Here is a 13,827-nt window from a genome sequence, read left to right on the forward strand (position 1 = left end):
CAGTCGCGCGGCGATGTCGGTCGAGAAAGCGTATTATTTCGGCAGAAGCTGCCGATACTCAAGCCGCCCAGGCCATCCGCGCGTTCCTCCCAAGAGATGCCACCGATCCACAACATCTCGTGGATCGACGCTCCTCCCCCACTTGAAGATGTGGTTACGGGCCGGCACCCTGTGGTCCCATGAAATTCACCCGGCTGCGCCTTCTCGGCTTCAAGACCTTCGTCGAGCCGACCGACATGCTGATCGAGCCCGGCCTTACCGGCGTCGTCGGGCCGAATGGCTGCGGCAAGTCGAATCTCGTCGAGGCGATGCGCTGGGTGATGGGCGAGAACTCCTACAAGGCGATGCGCGCCGAGGGGATGGACGACGTCATCTTCGGCGGCACAACCACCCGCCCGGCCCGCAACACCGCCGAGGTCGTCCTCACGGTCGACAACACCGATCGCACGGCGCCCGCGATCTTCAACGATGCCGATGCGCTGGAAATCTCCCGGCGCATCGAGCGCGAGGCCGGCTCGTCCTACCGCATCAACGGCCGCGAGGTACGCGCCCGCGACGTGCAGATCCTGTTCGCTGATGCCTCGTCCGGCTCGCGCTCGCCCGCCATGGTGCGGCAGGGGCAGATCGGCGAACTGATCGGCGCCAAGCCGGCGGCCCGTCGTCGGATTCTCGAGGAGGCGGCAGGTATTGCCGGCCTCCACGCACGCCGCCACGAGGCGGAGATGCGGCTGCGCGCCGCCGAAACCAATCTTGCCCGTCTTGAAGACGTCATCGGTCAGATCGGCACCCAGACCGAGGGGTTGCGCCGTCAGTCGCGTCAGGCGGCGCGCTATCGCGCCTTGTCCGGCGACATCAGGCGGCTGGAGGCGACGCTGCTCTGGCTGCGCTGGGTGGAGGCGGTGGGTATGCTGGCGGAGGCCGAGCGCGCGCTGGATCTCGCGGTGCGTACGGTCGCCGAGCGCACGCGCCTGCAGGCTGAGGCGACCACCCGCGCCGCCATTGCCGCCCATGAATTGCCGGGGCTGCGCGAGACCGATGCGGTTGCCGCCGCGACCCTGCAGCGCCTCACGCTCGCGCGCGGCGAACTCGATCGCGACGAGGCACGCGCGGAGGCCCGCCGCGAGGAACTGGACCGCCGGCTTTCCCAGCTCATGGGCGATGTCGAGCGCGAGCGTGCGCTTTCGCTCGACGCCGAGGCCATGCTCGAGCGGCTCGCCGGCGAGGCCGAGGAACTGTCCGTCGCGCAGGAAGAGGCGGGGCTTCTGGAGGAAGAGGCCGCGGTCCTGCGCGCCGAGGCCGAAGAGGCCCTGACGGCCGCCGAGCGCGAGTTCGCCCAAGTGACAACCTCCAGCGCCGAGCGCCACGCCCGCCGCGGCACATTGGAGCGGCGCATCCGCGAGGAGGGCGAGCGCCTCGCCCGGCTGGAGCGCGAGATCGCCGGGCTCGATGCCCAGCTTCGCGCTCTGGTTCCGCCTTCTTCCGCCGACGATATCGAGATCCGCCGCATCAACGCCGAGACCGCGCAGGAACGTCTGACGGAGGCGGAGATCACGGCACAGGATGCCGAGACGGCGCATGGCGAGGCCCGGGGCAATCTCGACCGTGCCCGTCGTCCGCTCGCCGAGGCCGAGAAGGCCCTGCAACGCCTCGATACGGAAGCCCGCACCCTTGCCAAGCTGCTGGAGCCCGGCCATGGCCGGGCCTGGCCGCCGGTAATCGACCGCATCCGGGTCGATCGCGGTTACGAGGCCGCCCTCGGGGCAGCGCTGGGCGACGACCTCGATGCGCCGATTGAGGCCGAGGCGCCGGTGCACTGGCTGGAGCGTTTCACCGCGGACGCCGACGCTGCCTTGCCGGAGGGCGTCGCTTCCCTCGCGCAGCATGTCGAAGCCCCGGCTGCGCTGGCCCGCCGCCTCGCGCAGATCGGTGTCGTCGAGCGGGGAAGAGGCGCGCAGCTTGCCGCCACGCTTCGTCCCGGCCAGCGTCTGGTCTCCGTGGAAGGCGACCTCTGGCGTTGGGACGGTTTCGACGCCGCCGCCGATGCGCCAACATCGGCTGCCCGCCGCCTCGCCGAGCGCAATCGCCTGGCGGATCTGCAGGCTTCGCTGGATGGCGCCCGCACCGAGGTCGCCCATCACCGGCGCGGACTGGAAGCCGCGGAGGCGGCGTTGCGCAGCGCCGGCAGCCGCGAGAACGCCGCCCGTGAGGCCCGCCGCTCCGCCTTGCGCGCATCTGAGGCGATGCGCGAGGAACTGGCGCGTGCCGAGCGCGCCGAGGCCGAGCGCGCGGTGCGCCGCGCCGCGCTGGATGCAAGCCGCGAGCGGATGGAGACGGACCGCGAGGCCGCAGCCTCAGCGCGCGCGGAAGCGGAGGACGCGCTCGCCGAATTGCCGCCCTCCACCGACAGCGCAGCGGAAATCGCCGGCTTCCAGGCTCGTCTCGCCGAAGCCCGCCTCGGGGTGACCCAGGCGCGTTCCCGCACCGAGGGTCTGATGCGCGAGCGCGAGCAGCGCGGCCGCCGTCTCGCCACCATCGTGCAGGAGTGCTCTTCCTGGCAGGCCCGCGCGGCCGGAACCGGCGAGCGTCTGGCGGCCATCGAGGCCCGCCGCGAGGAAGCCGCGATCGAGCGGGTGGAACTCGATGACGCGCCGAGCCATTTCGCCGCCCGCCGACGGGCGCTGCTCAACGAGACCGAAGCGGCCGAAGCGGCCCGCCGTGCCGCTGCCGACCGACTCGCCGAGGCGGAAGCCACGCAGGTCGAGGCGGATCGCGCGGCGCGCGGGGCGCTCGACGGCCTGTCATCGGCGCGCGAGGAAGCCGCCCGCGCCGAGGCGCGGCTGGAAGGCGGGCGCCAGCGCCGTGCCGACCTGACGCGCGAGATCGCCGAAATGCTCGACTGCGCCCCGGACGGCGCGCGCGAGATTGCCGGCCTCCTGCCGGATGCGCCATTGCCCGAATCGGCGGTCACCGAAGCCGATCTCGATCGGCTGAAGCGCGATCGCGAGCGACTCGGCGCCGTGAATCTGCGTGCGGAAGAGGAACTGGCCGAAATCGAAGGCCAGCTTCAGGGCCTTGTCGGTGAACGCGACGACCTGACGGAGGCGATCAAACGGCTGCGCCACGGCATCGCCCAGCTCAACCGCGAGGCGCGCGAGCGGCTGCAGGCATCCTTCACAGTGGTGGACGGTCATTTCCGCCAGCTGTTCGGAACGCTGTTCGGCGGCGGAGAGGCGCAACTGGTGCTGACTGATTCGGAGGATCCGCTCGAAGCGGGTCTCGACATCATCGCACGGCCGCCCGGCAAGAAGCCGCAATCGCTGTCTCTCCTTTCGGGAGGCGAGCAGGCGTTGACCGCGATGGCGCTGATCTTCGCGGTCTTCCTCACCAATCCGGCGCCAATCTGCGTGCTCGACGAAGTGGATGCGCCGCTCGACGACGCGAATGTCGAGCGATTCTGCAACCTGCTCGACGAGATGCGACGGATGACGGACACGCGCTTCCTCACCATCACCCATAATCCGATCACCATGAGCCGGATGAGCCGGCTGTTCGGCGTGACGATGGCCGAGCGTGGTGTGTCGAAACTCGTTTCCGTCGACCTGTCCACGGCCGAATCGCTGCGCGAGGCCGGCTAGCCGGTGCCGGGTTGAGGCTACAGGGGTGCGACGGCGCGCGGCACCTTTGCCCCATGGTCAGCCCTTCTCTGGCATGCCAAAAACATCACACCCGCCTTCCCTTGCTGCGGCGCGGGACAAAAATGGCTGCGACAGAGCGTCCGACTTTCGTTTTTATCCAATAAATTCAAAGCATTAAAAGAAGTTATCGGCTCCTTGACACCCTAAAGACCGATCACTATGGTGCCGGCGGTTTCGGGGGTTGGGAAACCTTCTCCGGCAAGGGCCGAGCGCACGAGATGGACGACCGGGACAAGACGGACGGCCAAAGCGGCGCGAGGCGGCCGGGCCCAGACGATAGCGCGCTTGAAGGACGTCTGCGCGGCCTCGGCACGGCACTTGACAAGGTGCAGGCCGAGCGACGGGTGGAGGAAAAGCTTGCGCAGCCGGACCGGACGTCGACCTCTGCCGGGTTGACGCTGGCATTCCGGTTGGGCAGCGAGTTTGTTGCGGGGGTTCTGGTCGGTGCCGGTCTTGGCTGGGTCGTCGACCAATTCTTCGGGACAGGCCCCTGGGGCATGATCGTGTTTCTGCTGCTCGGTTTCGGTGCGGCGGTGCTCAACATGCTCCGTGCTGCCGGAGAGACGGGCCGGAAGTGAAGCAATACGTGCCGCTTGCGGGCGGTGCGAAGGATGAGCCGCCGTTGCGCGGTACAAGCAGCCGGTCATGGCGGACATTCAGGCCGTCGCGACGGGTACAGATTTGAGGGGTCGGCGTCCCGCAGGGCGCCGCGATTGAGGGCAGCGACCGGCGATGGCCAGCAGCGAGATCGATCCGATCCATCAGTTCCACATCAACAAGATCGTGGATCTGGGGGCGCCGGGCGGCGTGCAGCTCGCCTTCACCAATTCGGCCGCCTATATGGTGGCGATCGTCGCCATCATCTTCTTCTTCCTCACCTATGCGACCCGCGGTCGGACGCTGGTCCCCGGCCGCCTGCAGTCGCTGGCTGAGCTCGGCTACGAGTTCGTCGCGTCGACGGTACGGCAGACCGCGGGCAATGAGGGGATGAAGTTCTTTCCGCTCATCTTCTCGCTCTTCGCCTTCGTGCTGATCGCGAATTTCGTCGGCCTCATTCCCTACACCTTCACGGTTACCAGCCATCTCATCGTCACCGCGGCGCTTGCTCTGGTGGTGATCGGCACCGTGATCATCTACGGCTTCATGCGCCACGGCACTCATTTCCTCGGCCTTTTCGTGCCGTCGGGCGTGCCGGCCTTCCTGTTGCCTTTCATGGTCGTGATCGAGGTTATCTCCTTCCTCTCGCGTCCCATCAGCCTTTCGTTGCGTCTCTTCGCCAACATGCTGGCCGGCCATATCGCCATGAAGGTCTTCGCCGGCTTCGTGGTGATGATGAGCGCCACCGGCATCGCCGGCGCGCTTGGCGCGACGCTGCCCCTCGCCATGGTCGTGGCGCTCACCGCGCTCGAGTTCCTGGTCGCCTTCCTGCAGGCCTACGTCTTCACGGTTCTGACCTGCATTTACCTCAACGACGCGCTGCATCCGGGACACTGATCGGCGCCTCGCGGGATCCCACCACCTATCGCCTCAACACACGCTTTGCGCACATCAATAGGAGAAGATCATGGAAGCGGAAGCCGCCAAGTTCCTCGGCGCCGGTCTCGCCTGCCTGGGCATGGGCCTCGCCGGTATCGGCGTCGGTAACATCTTCGGCAACTTCCTCTCGGGCGCCCTGCGCAACCCGTCGGCGGCCGATGGCCAGTTCGCTCGCGCCTTCATCGGTGCGGCTCTCGCCGAAGGTCTCGGCATCTTCTCGCTGGTCGTTGCGCTCGTCCTGCTCTTCGTGGTCTGACGAAACGCCGGTGGGGTGACGCCAGCGGCTCAAGGGCCTCCGGCGTACCCCTCCTTGTTACGATCGAGGAAGCCTGAACCATGCCACAGACCCAAGGTCCGAGTGTGACCTACGTCATCGCGCAGGCCAATGTTCCGTCGTCACCGGCTGGCGTCGGTACCGAGGACGGCGCCGTCGCGCTGCCGCAGGGCGTCGAACATAATGGCGTGGAGATCGGTGCAACGCCGGGAGAGGCGCACGCCGGAGGCTTCCCGCCTTTCGACGCGCACACCTTTCCCTCGCAGCTGATCTGGCTCGCCATCACCTTCGGCGCGCTGTACCTGCTGATGAGCCGCATCGCGTTGCCGCGTATCGGTACGATCCTCGAAGAGCGGCATGACCGCATCGCGGACGACATCGAGGAAGCCGGCCGGTTGAAGGCCGAAAGCGAAGCTGCGGCGGAAGCTTACGAGCAGGCTCTGGCCACGGCTCGCGGCAAGGCCCATGCCATCGCCGCGGAAACGCGCGACCGGCTTAGCGCCGATGCCGAGGCCAGCCGCAAGTCGCTGGAAGCGGGTCTGAACGACAAGCTCAGCGCGGCGGAAGCTCAGATCGCGGCGACCAAGACGTCGGCCATGTCGAATGTTCGCGGCATTGCCGTGGATGCGGCGGGTGCGATCGTATCCGGCCTGATCGGTACCCAGCCGGCGCCGCAGCAGGTCGAGGCGGCGGTCGACGCCGTCGTCAAGAACTGAGGGCGGGGCCATGGGTAACGCTGAACTTTGGGTTGCGATCGCCTTCGTCATCTTCGTAGCCATTCTGGTCAAGATGGGCGCCTTTTCCGGAATTGCCCGCTCGCTCGACTCCCGTGGCGAACGTATCCGCGCTGAACTCGATGAAGCGCGGCGGCTGAAGGAAGAAGCGCAGAAGCTGGTCGCCGAATACAAGCGCAAGCAGCGCGAAGCGGAGGCCGATGCCGAAGCCATCGTCGCGAATGCCAAGGTCGAGGCCGATCGCCTTGCCGCCGAGGCGAAGGCCAAGCTTGAGGACCTGATCGCCCGTCGCACCCGGATGGCCGAGCAGAAGATCGCCCAGGCCGAGGCGCAGGCACTGGCGGATGTTCGTGCTGCCGCTGCCGACGCAGCCGTTAAGGCGGCCGAGAGCATTCTCGCCGCCAATGTGGCGGGCGAGACTGCGGACCGTGTTCTTGCCGGGGCCGTGAACGAGGTGAAGTCGAAGCTCAACTGAGCGCGGCTGCATTCTACGAACCGCTGATCGTCGCGAATCCATTGAAAGCCCGGCCTTGCGCCGGGCTTTTGCTTTTCCAGTGCTTACGCAGCGGGAGGGATGCGCCTCTTCAACGACGCGCATGCATCTCGGAAAATGAGAAACGCACCGGGGTCGCGGCCCCTTAGGGTCGGGGGATGTCGAGGGTGACGAAGCGATGCCCGCCTCGGCGCCGTCCGGCTTTCAGCCAGACGGTTGCTCGATCGCGTGACGGGCTTCGACGCCTGCTTCACCTCGCGGAAAAGGTGTGGCGCGCATATGACCTGTGCCGGATAGAGACGTTCGTGGCCTGATCGCGTTTGCGCGACCGGGAATGCCCTTCACGGCAGGGGCCGGACCTTTGCCGGTGCCGGCCGATCGGTCGCCCGCTGTCCCGCTCCCGGATATCACCCCCAGCGACGGGGCCGATAGAAGGTGTGCTCGCCGATTTCGTCCAACTTGCGCATTTCACGCACCCAGCGTGGGTGAACCGACTGCGCATGATAGTGCGTCGCCTTGCCCACCTGCTCGTCCCAAAGCTTGCCGTCGAGCATGTCGGCGGCGATGCGCTGGGCCTGCTGCCACATGTCCGGCTCCGTCACCACGTCTCGCACGGTGTCGCAGGCGAAGGTGAACTGGCAGGCGAAGCGTCGGTTGGCGTTCTGGTAGACGGCTCGACAGACATCGGCTGGATAATAGCCGGAGAACACCCGGTTCATCACCACTTGCGCAACGGCGATCTGGCCCCGCTCGGGTTCGCCGCGGCTTTCGAAATACACCGCCTCCGCAAGGCATTTCTGGGCACGGTCCCGTCGCGCGCCATCAAGGCCGAGCCGCTCGGCTGGGCTGGCATCGATGAAGGGGCTGTCGGCGCCAGTGGCGTTCCCCTTGGCATAGCTTCTGCCGCCTTCATCGCCATATTCGAAGAATTGGGGTGGCAGTGTCGCGGCATCGGCCCCGAAGACGAGGGCGGCATCGCGATAGATGGGGCGAGAGATGAGGGAAGCGTCACGTTGTGCCATGGCGTCATCGGCTGCCATGTTCGGGTCGGGAGCTGTCAGCGTGGCGGCAAGGGCGGACTGAACCGCGATGGCCGTGCCCCTCGCCGCAACCGTGTCGTGGCTGCCGTCCGGTCGGTCGTCGACACCGATGCCCGCTGTCTCGGCAGGTGCGGATGCGGCGGTCTCGATGTCCGACGGATCACCCGTGGGATCTCCGAGATTGGCCGTCTCGACCTGATCGTCCGTCTGGGTGCCAACCCCATAGGACCCTGCGCGACTTAATTCGTTCGCCGTCGCAGCGGATATGCCGGTTGCTGTTCGACTGTCGGCAGCGACGCCGGCACCGATATCCGGGATGGCGATCTGCGCGAGTGGTCGGCGATCCGACTTCGATTCGCGATTGACCTCGGCGTGGAAACGGCTGGCCGGATTGATGGCGAGGCTTGGTGCCGGCCAGGCGAAGCTCGCCACGCGCAATTCATGAACGCCGCCGGCCAGGATCTCGATGCGTGCCCGATCAGCGAGCGGCAGGCTTGCCTCGTGCGAGGCGAGGGCTGTCATGCGGGAAGCCACCGCCATGTGCGGGCGGGACTGCCAGATGCCCATGACCGCCAGGCTCGCCAGCAGAACGGCCGGGACAGAAAGGAGCAGCGATCGCCGCTGCCGGGTGGGTCCACGCATGACAACGCCCATCTCGTTCCGGCGCTCCATGGAGACGCCGCGTCCAGGGTGAGCCGACGCGAGCCAGAACGGCTCGGGACGACAGGCCCGAGGGCGCCGGCGCGTGGCATGCCGAACACGGGCAATGCCGCAGACGCCGGACAACATGGTTGTCGCCCATTAACCTTGATCAGCGGTTAACACGGCCGGGAAGGCGTCGGCGGGGGCGGGTTGTGGCGCAACTGCGGCGTGGCCGGGGTAATGAAAAGCGCCGATACCGGCAGGAGGTTGGTATCTACCTCAGCGAGGCGCAGCGGCGCGCGCCAGCCGGTCGCGAATGCCTTCGCCGAGCCCGTGGCGAGGCAGCGGAACGACGGCGATGCCACGTACGTCCGCACTGTCGAGCATGCGCAGATGGGCGAAGAGCTGCGCGGCTGCCTCAACGAGATCGCCGCCCGGACTGAGATCAAGCACTCGCGGGGCTTTTTCGCTGCCGGCAGGGCGGGCGCGGGCAAAGGTGAGAAGAGCTTCGCCGGGGCGGACCTCGTCGACATCCAGCCGGACCGGCACGGATGGCGCATAGTGGGAGGCGAGCATGCCGGGCGCGATCGGCGCATCCGGATCCCCCGGTCGCTCGGCGACGGGGGCGGCACGCCGGGCGAGGGGGCGGCCGAGTGCGGCTTCGATCCGCTCGCGGGCCATGCCGCCAGGGCGCAACAGCGTCACCTCGGGGCCAGAGCAGTCGAGAATGGTGGATTCGATCCCGACACGGGTCGGCCCACCATCGAGCACGAGGTCTATCCGCCCGTCGAGATCGGCGAGGACGTGGGCGGCACTGGTCGGTGAGACATGACCCGAACGGTTGGCACTGGGAGCCGCGATCGGCCGGCCGGCCGCTGTGAGGACGGCATGGGCCACCGGATGGGCGGGAACGCGGATCGCCACGCTCGGCAATCCCGCGCGTGCCAGGTCGCTGACCAGGCCCTCGATGGCCGGCACCACCAGCGTCAGCGGGCCGGGCCAGAAACGTTCTGCGAGCAGCAGGGCTGCCCTATCGAAGCGGCCGATCCTGCGCGCGGCGTCGAGGTCCGGCACGTGAGCAATCAGCGGATTAAAGGAGGGGCGCCCCTTGGCCGCATAGAGTTCGGCGACGGCACGGGCATTGGTGGCGTCGCAGGCAAGGCCGTACACCGTCTCGGTCGGGATCGCGACGAGGCCGCCATCGATCAGGATGCGCCCCGCCTCGGCGATGCCGGCCGCGTCCGCGATATGCCGCCTGGTGGGACGTGTGTCGGAAGCCGAGACCATGGCCGGTGGAAAATCCTGATATTCGTGAAAGCCGGCTCTATGGGCGTACCGATCGGCAGGGTCAAGCACATGCGGACCAATCCGTCGACCTGCATGGCTGGAACGCGGGAAATTCATTGCCCTACGGCTTCGACGCTGGCCTCATGATTGAGGCTGGCATATCGTCCACCGTTAATTCGCGCGAAGAACAAGATGTCGCCGGAACCGGTACCGGCACTCAGACGAGGAACGTCCCGCTATCATGACCACCCTGCTCATCGCCCACGATGCCAGCCTCCTGCACCAGACGCCGCCCGGCCATCCGGAGCGGCCGGACCGGGTCCGGGTCCTCAACCGGGTGTTCGAGGGCGAGCAGTTTGCCCATCTCGCGCGCGAGCAGGCGCCACTCGGTGCGCGCGAAGATATCGTCCGCGTCCACCCAGAGGATTTCCTCGACGCCATCGACGAAGCGATGCCGACCAGCAACAATGAACTGGTGCGCATCGACGGCGACACGGTTCTTTCCTCCGGCACGGGCGAGGCGATCCGGCGTGGCGTGGGTGGTTCCGTACTCGCCGTCGACGAGGTGCTGTCCGGCAAGGTGTCGAACGCCTTCGTCTCCATGCGCCCGCCCGGGCACCATGCCGAGACGCGCACGCCGATGGGCTTCTGCATCTTCAACAATGTGGCCATTGCCGCCCGGCATGCCCAGAAGGTGCATGGCATAGGGCGCGTCGCCATCGTCGATTTCGACGTGCATCACGGCAACGGAACGCAGGAGATATTCTGGTCGGATCCGAGCGTGCTTTATGCCTCCACCCACCAGATGCCGCTGTTTCCCGGCACCGGGGCGGTCGGCGAGCGCGGCACCTCCGACAACATCGTCAACGCCCCGCTGCGGCCGGGCGATGGGGGCGAGGCATTCCGTGAAGCGATCGAGAGCCGCGTTCTGCCTCGTCTTGAAGCTTTCGGACCCGAACTCATCATCATCTCGGCCGGTTTCGATGCGCACACCCGCGACCCGCTGGCCAGCATCAACCTGCTGGAAGACGACTTTACCTGGGTTACCCGAAAGCTGATGGACGTGGCCGACCGTCACAGCGGCGGCCGGATCGTCTCGGTGCTGGAAGGCGGCTACGATCTGGAAGGGCTCGCCCGCTCGGCTTCGGCCCACGTCACCGCACTGATGCGGGGTTGAGGATGGATGGAACGCGTCAGGGCGTTCCCGGGGGCGCTTCTTGCCGTGGCGATCCTGTATAAGGGCCGTCCCTGACGAGTCGGCATCCAAGGAGCAAGGCATGACGGACGCGACCGATGTGGGCGGGCTCAGCTTCGAGCGGGCGCTCGCCGAACTCGAGACCATCGTGCAGAAGCTTGAGAGCGGGAATGTTCCGCTCGAAGAGTCGATCGCGCTCTATGCACGCGGCGAGGCGCTCAAAGCCCGCTGCGACACTCTGCTGAAGGATGCCGAGGCACGCGTGGAGAAGATCACCCACGGGACCGATGGACGTGCGACCGGCACGGTGCCGCTGGACGGCGAATAGCGGCCGTCATACCAGGCGGAGGGGATTATGACGGTGCGTCTGCGCGCCCATCATCTGCTGTGCCTGCTCACCTTCGTCGGCAAGGGTTACACGCCGGCCTTCACCGCACATTACCGGCGCATTGTGCGCCGGCTCGACGCTGGCGAGGATGTCGAGATGGTCGCCGGGCCGGACGACATCTGCGCGCCGATGCTCGCGGACGGTCATCATTGTCTCGAAGCGAGGATCGCCGATCGCGATGCGGAGGCGGCGCAGGCGGTGGCGGCCCTGCTGGGAATGTCCGTTGCCGAAGGGGCACGCTTCATTCTTGCAGCGGACGTCCTCGGCCGCCTGCGAACCGGCTTTGCCGAGGGCGTCGTCCGTCAGGCCTGCACGGCTTGCCAGTGGGCCCCGCTCTGCGACGGCATTGCCGGCTCCGGCTATGCGGGAACGCTGCTGAAGGGCGCAGAAGGCTGAACCGATGGCCTCAATAGAGGCCGGGAATGATCCGCGGCGTACGAGCCATGTAGGCGCGGTACTCATCGCCGAACGTATCGAGCATCATTCCTTCCTCCTGACCCACGCGGAAGAAGAACAGGATGCCGAAGCCGACGAGGCCGGCGGGGCCGGCGATGACGTTCGGAATCAGTATCAACTGCGCCAGCGCCCACAGGAAGAAGGCGGAATACATCGGGTGCCGCACATGGCCGTAGACCCCTTCCGTGATAAGCCGGTGCTTTTCCTTGATCTCCAGCGTCACCGACCAGTTCTTGCCGAGATCCTTGTGAGTGCGTCGGAACAGCCAGAGCGAGGCGATGAAGACGAGGGTTCCGAACACAAGCTGCACGACAGTGAAAGGGTAGTTGGCGAAACGCGGCCAACCGGTTGCGACCCAGATGCCGGGAATGATGCCGAGGCCCATCGTCGAGCAGGTGAGGAGGATGCGTTCGCGCCGGCGGCTGCGGGCGTCCACCACCCGCTCGCGCTTCACACGTCGCTCGAAGGGATAGCGGATCATGTACCAGCCGATGAGGCCGAGTGCCCAGACGATCTTGGTGGCGGCGAGGAGGCTCATCGGCGGGCTCGTTGGCATATGCGGCAGGGAAGGAGCGGCGATCAGACGGTTTCGGGGCGGATGCGGGTCCATTCGCCGGAGGGTCCGAAGTGGTCGGCCGGTCCGTTGCGGCTCAGCGCCATATCGGGTAGCGGCACCGGGCCGAGGATGAAGGCGAAATAGTCATAGGCGGCGGGCCGCTCATTCGCGAGCATGAACTGGTAGTGCAGTCGCATCATGTGCCAGCGCAGCCGGTGCAGTTTTTCGACCGAGAGCATGGTCTTGATGTTCGCGGTCCGCAGCACCGGCATCGGCCGCGCCATTCCGGCCGGAAGGTCGATGACGTCGAGCGCCGCACGCTTCAGGCGTACCGGGTCGAACTTGTAGAAATTGATGGCATCGTGCCGTGCCTGGTACTCAACCCAGAACAGCCCCGGCGTCGCCGCGATCCGCTTCGCCTCGGTGCGGACGGCACGCCCCTCGGGATGCAGGGCGAGTTTCGGAATGGTCGAGCCGCAGCTGAGGAGGCAAAGCCTGGTGCGGCCTTCGGCGAGAAACGGATCCGCTGTGAATGCATGGTCGAGCAGACGCAGCGCGAGGGTTGCGCCGAGGCTGTGACCGACCAGGACCACCTCGTCATGCCCGCCGCTGCGCACGCGCTCGGCCAGGTGGGTGGCGAAGACCTCCAGCCGGACGTCGAGCGCCGGCGTACGACCCTTCATGTAATCGCGTGCGAGATCCCAGTCGTCGAGCGCGTGGTGTACCCGCCAGCGCCGGGCAAGCGTGTGAAACAGGGTGAGGAAGGTGGCGAGCCCGGCGCCTGTGCCGACCAGCCACAGCGTCCAGTCCGGAACCGTGTCCGGTGCAAAATGGGCGAACAGCGCGGAAAGGCCGAAACCGAGGCCCAGCGTCACGATGAGCCCGGCCAGCAGAAACAGCGCAACCACGGCGATCGGAAAGAAGAAGAACAGGCCGTAGCGTATGCAGGCCCGCATATAGCGCCAGGCCGTGCCGGTGATGAGGAAGTTCCACAGCGCCCGGAAGCCGTACCAGAGACGGACGACATCGGAGCGTGCATCGAGGGCATGGACGATATCGTCCCAATGCATCACCTCGTAATCCGTCTCCTGACGCCAGTTCGGCCCCTGAGCCCAGACCCGCCAGCGGCCCGAGAGGTCGCCGGGCCGGTCGAGCCGCTCGGACGTCTCCACGGCGAAGGACCAAAGCCGCGCGCAAAGCCCTGCCTGATAGGCGAAGCGGCCGTGATGATAGTCCAGATCGGTAGCATCATGCCCCGGCAGAAACAGCACGAGCCGGCGTCGCGCCTTGGGCGGCGCGGCATGTGACGCTGTTTGCGGCTCGTCCGCATTCGACCGCATGGCGACCGTCTCGACCTTCATGGTTGGCCCTTCTATCGGAGAGCCGCGGCTTGGCCAACCCTGCGCGACGCGCCCCGGTGCCGGCGAGGGCGGGAACAGCCAATGGAGGCTTCGCGTTGCACCCGGAGGCGGCATTGTGTATGCCGAAGGTTGGCCGCGGCGATGACGCAGGAAGCTGGCGCGAGAAAGCC

At 67.0% G+C, this 13,827-nt stretch carries 13 protein-coding genes; 9 read left to right on the forward strand and 4 right to left on the reverse strand.

Going from position 1 to position 13,827, the window contains the following annotated elements:
• Nucleotides 1-179 precede the first annotated feature (179 nt).
• The 6 genes from smc (at nt 180) to MWN34_RS03525 (ending at nt 6,714) form a co-directional block, all read left to right on the forward strand.
• The gene (gene smc, locus MWN34_RS03500; protein WP_247026548.1) at nt 180-3,635 is read left to right on the forward strand and encodes a chromosome segregation protein SMC; all 3,456 of its coding nucleotides are present in this window, start codon (nt 180-182) and stop codon (nt 3,633-3,635) included.
• A gap of 278 nt (nt 3,636-3,913) precedes the next feature.
• Nucleotides 3,914-4,273, forward strand: a complete 360-nt coding sequence (locus MWN34_RS03505; protein WP_247026550.1) for an AtpZ/AtpI family protein — start codon at nt 3,914-3,916, stop codon at nt 4,271-4,273.
• A gap of 154 nt (nt 4,274-4,427) precedes the next feature.
• Nucleotides 4,428-5,189, forward strand: a complete 762-nt coding sequence (locus MWN34_RS03510) for a F0F1 ATP synthase subunit A (RefSeq protein ID WP_247026552.1) — start codon at nt 4,428-4,430, stop codon at nt 5,187-5,189.
• 70 nt (nt 5,190-5,259) lie between these two features.
• Nucleotides 5,260-5,487 carry a F0F1 ATP synthase subunit C gene (locus tag MWN34_RS03515; protein WP_029350478.1) on the forward strand — a complete coding sequence of 76 codons (228 nt, stop codon included), beginning with the start codon at nt 5,260-5,262 and terminating at the stop codon, nt 5,485-5,487.
• 80 nt (nt 5,488-5,567) lie between these two features.
• Nucleotides 5,568-6,221, forward strand: coding sequence for a F0F1 ATP synthase subunit B (locus MWN34_RS03520; protein ID WP_247026554.1), 654 nt, complete (start codon nt 5,568-5,570; stop codon nt 6,219-6,221).
• A 10-nt stretch (nt 6,222-6,231) separates the two neighbouring features.
• On the forward strand, nt 6,232-6,714 hold the full coding sequence (locus MWN34_RS03525; RefSeq protein WP_247026556.1) for a F0F1 ATP synthase subunit B family protein: 483 nt from the start codon (nt 6,232-6,234) through the stop codon (nt 6,712-6,714).
• A 425-nt stretch (nt 6,715-7,139) separates the two neighbouring features.
• On the opposite strand, the gene MWN34_RS03530 is transcribed toward MWN34_RS03525, so the two are convergent.
• Nucleotides 7,140-8,414: a cell wall hydrolase gene (locus MWN34_RS03530; protein ID WP_247026558.1), complete on the reverse strand. Its 1,275-nt coding sequence runs from the start codon at nt 8,412-8,414 to the stop codon at nt 7,140-7,142.
• A 279-nt stretch (nt 8,415-8,693) separates the two neighbouring features.
• Nucleotides 8,694-9,701 (reverse strand): L-threonylcarbamoyladenylate synthase, encoded by a 1,008-nt coding sequence (locus MWN34_RS03535; RefSeq protein WP_247026560.1) that lies wholly within the window; start codon nt 9,699-9,701, stop codon nt 8,694-8,696.
• Nucleotides 9,702-9,942: 241 nt separating this feature from the next.
• On the opposite strand from MWN34_RS03535, the gene MWN34_RS03540 reads away from it, so the two are divergent.
• From MWN34_RS03540 to MWN34_RS03550, 3 genes are all read left to right on the forward strand, one after another.
• A complete protein-coding gene (locus MWN34_RS03540) occupies nt 9,943-10,878 on the forward strand; it encodes a histone deacetylase family protein (RefSeq protein WP_247026562.1) in 936 nt (311 codons plus the stop codon).
• A 100-nt stretch (nt 10,879-10,978) separates the two neighbouring features.
• Nucleotides 10,979-11,224, forward strand: coding sequence for an exodeoxyribonuclease VII small subunit (locus MWN34_RS03545; protein ID WP_247026564.1), 246 nt, complete (start codon nt 10,979-10,981; stop codon nt 11,222-11,224).
• Between the two features lie 27 nt (nt 11,225-11,251).
• Nucleotides 11,252-11,680, forward strand: coding sequence for a DUF1284 domain-containing protein (locus MWN34_RS03550; protein WP_247026565.1), 429 nt, complete (start codon nt 11,252-11,254; stop codon nt 11,678-11,680).
• 10 nt (nt 11,681-11,690) lie between these two features.
• Here the strand turns inward: MWN34_RS03550 and MWN34_RS03555 are convergent, their stop codons facing one another.
• Complete coding sequence (locus tag MWN34_RS03555; RefSeq protein WP_247026567.1) at nt 11,691-12,278, reverse strand: protein-S-isoprenylcysteine O-methyltransferase; 588 nt, start codon at nt 12,276-12,278, stop codon at nt 11,691-11,693.
• 41 nt (nt 12,279-12,319) lie between these two features.
• Nucleotides 12,320-13,657 carry an alpha/beta fold hydrolase gene (locus MWN34_RS03560; RefSeq protein WP_247026569.1) on the reverse strand — a complete coding sequence of 446 codons (1,338 nt, stop codon included), beginning with the start codon at nt 13,655-13,657 and terminating at the stop codon, nt 12,320-12,322.
• Nucleotides 13,658-13,827 lie beyond the last annotated feature (170 nt).

The sequence above is a fragment of the Ancylobacter crimeensis genome, from assembly GCF_023016805.1.
In the GTDB taxonomy this organism is placed as follows: domain Bacteria; phylum Pseudomonadota; class Alphaproteobacteria; order Rhizobiales; family Xanthobacteraceae; genus Ancylobacter; species Ancylobacter crimeensis.

Excerpts from the sequence above, each read along its gene's own strand:
- smc (WP_247026548.1), top strand. The coding sequence starts at position 180 with ATGAAATTCACCCGGCTGCGCCTTCTCGGCTTCAAGACCTTCGTCGAG.
- MWN34_RS03505 (WP_247026550.1), top strand. The coding sequence starts at position 3,914 with ATGGACGACCGGGACAAGACGGACGGCCAAAGCGGCGCGAGGCGGCCG.
- MWN34_RS03510 (WP_247026552.1), top strand. The coding sequence starts at position 4,428 with ATGGCCAGCAGCGAGATCGATCCGATCCATCAGTTCCACATCAACAAG.
- MWN34_RS03515 (WP_029350478.1), top strand. The coding sequence starts at position 5,260 with ATGGAAGCGGAAGCCGCCAAGTTCCTCGGCGCCGGTCTCGCCTGCCTG.
- MWN34_RS03520 (WP_247026554.1), top strand. The coding sequence starts at position 5,568 with ATGCCACAGACCCAAGGTCCGAGTGTGACCTACGTCATCGCGCAGGCC.
- MWN34_RS03525 (WP_247026556.1), top strand. The coding sequence starts at position 6,232 with ATGGGTAACGCTGAACTTTGGGTTGCGATCGCCTTCGTCATCTTCGTA.
- MWN34_RS03530 (WP_247026558.1), bottom strand. The coding sequence starts at position 8,414 with ATGCGTGGACCCACCCGGCAGCGGCGATCGCTGCTCCTTTCTGTCCCG.
- MWN34_RS03535 (WP_247026560.1), bottom strand. The coding sequence starts at position 9,701 with ATGGTCTCGGCTTCCGACACACGTCCCACCAGGCGGCATATCGCGGAC.
- MWN34_RS03540 (WP_247026562.1), top strand. The coding sequence starts at position 9,943 with ATGACCACCCTGCTCATCGCCCACGATGCCAGCCTCCTGCACCAGACG.
- MWN34_RS03545 (WP_247026564.1), top strand. The coding sequence starts at position 10,979 with ATGACGGACGCGACCGATGTGGGCGGGCTCAGCTTCGAGCGGGCGCTC.
- MWN34_RS03550 (WP_247026565.1), top strand. The coding sequence starts at position 11,252 with ATGACGGTGCGTCTGCGCGCCCATCATCTGCTGTGCCTGCTCACCTTC.
- MWN34_RS03555 (WP_247026567.1), bottom strand. The coding sequence starts at position 12,278 with ATGAGCCTCCTCGCCGCCACCAAGATCGTCTGGGCACTCGGCCTCATC.
- MWN34_RS03560 (WP_247026569.1), bottom strand. The coding sequence starts at position 13,657 with ATGAAGGTCGAGACGGTCGCCATGCGGTCGAATGCGGACGAGCCGCAA.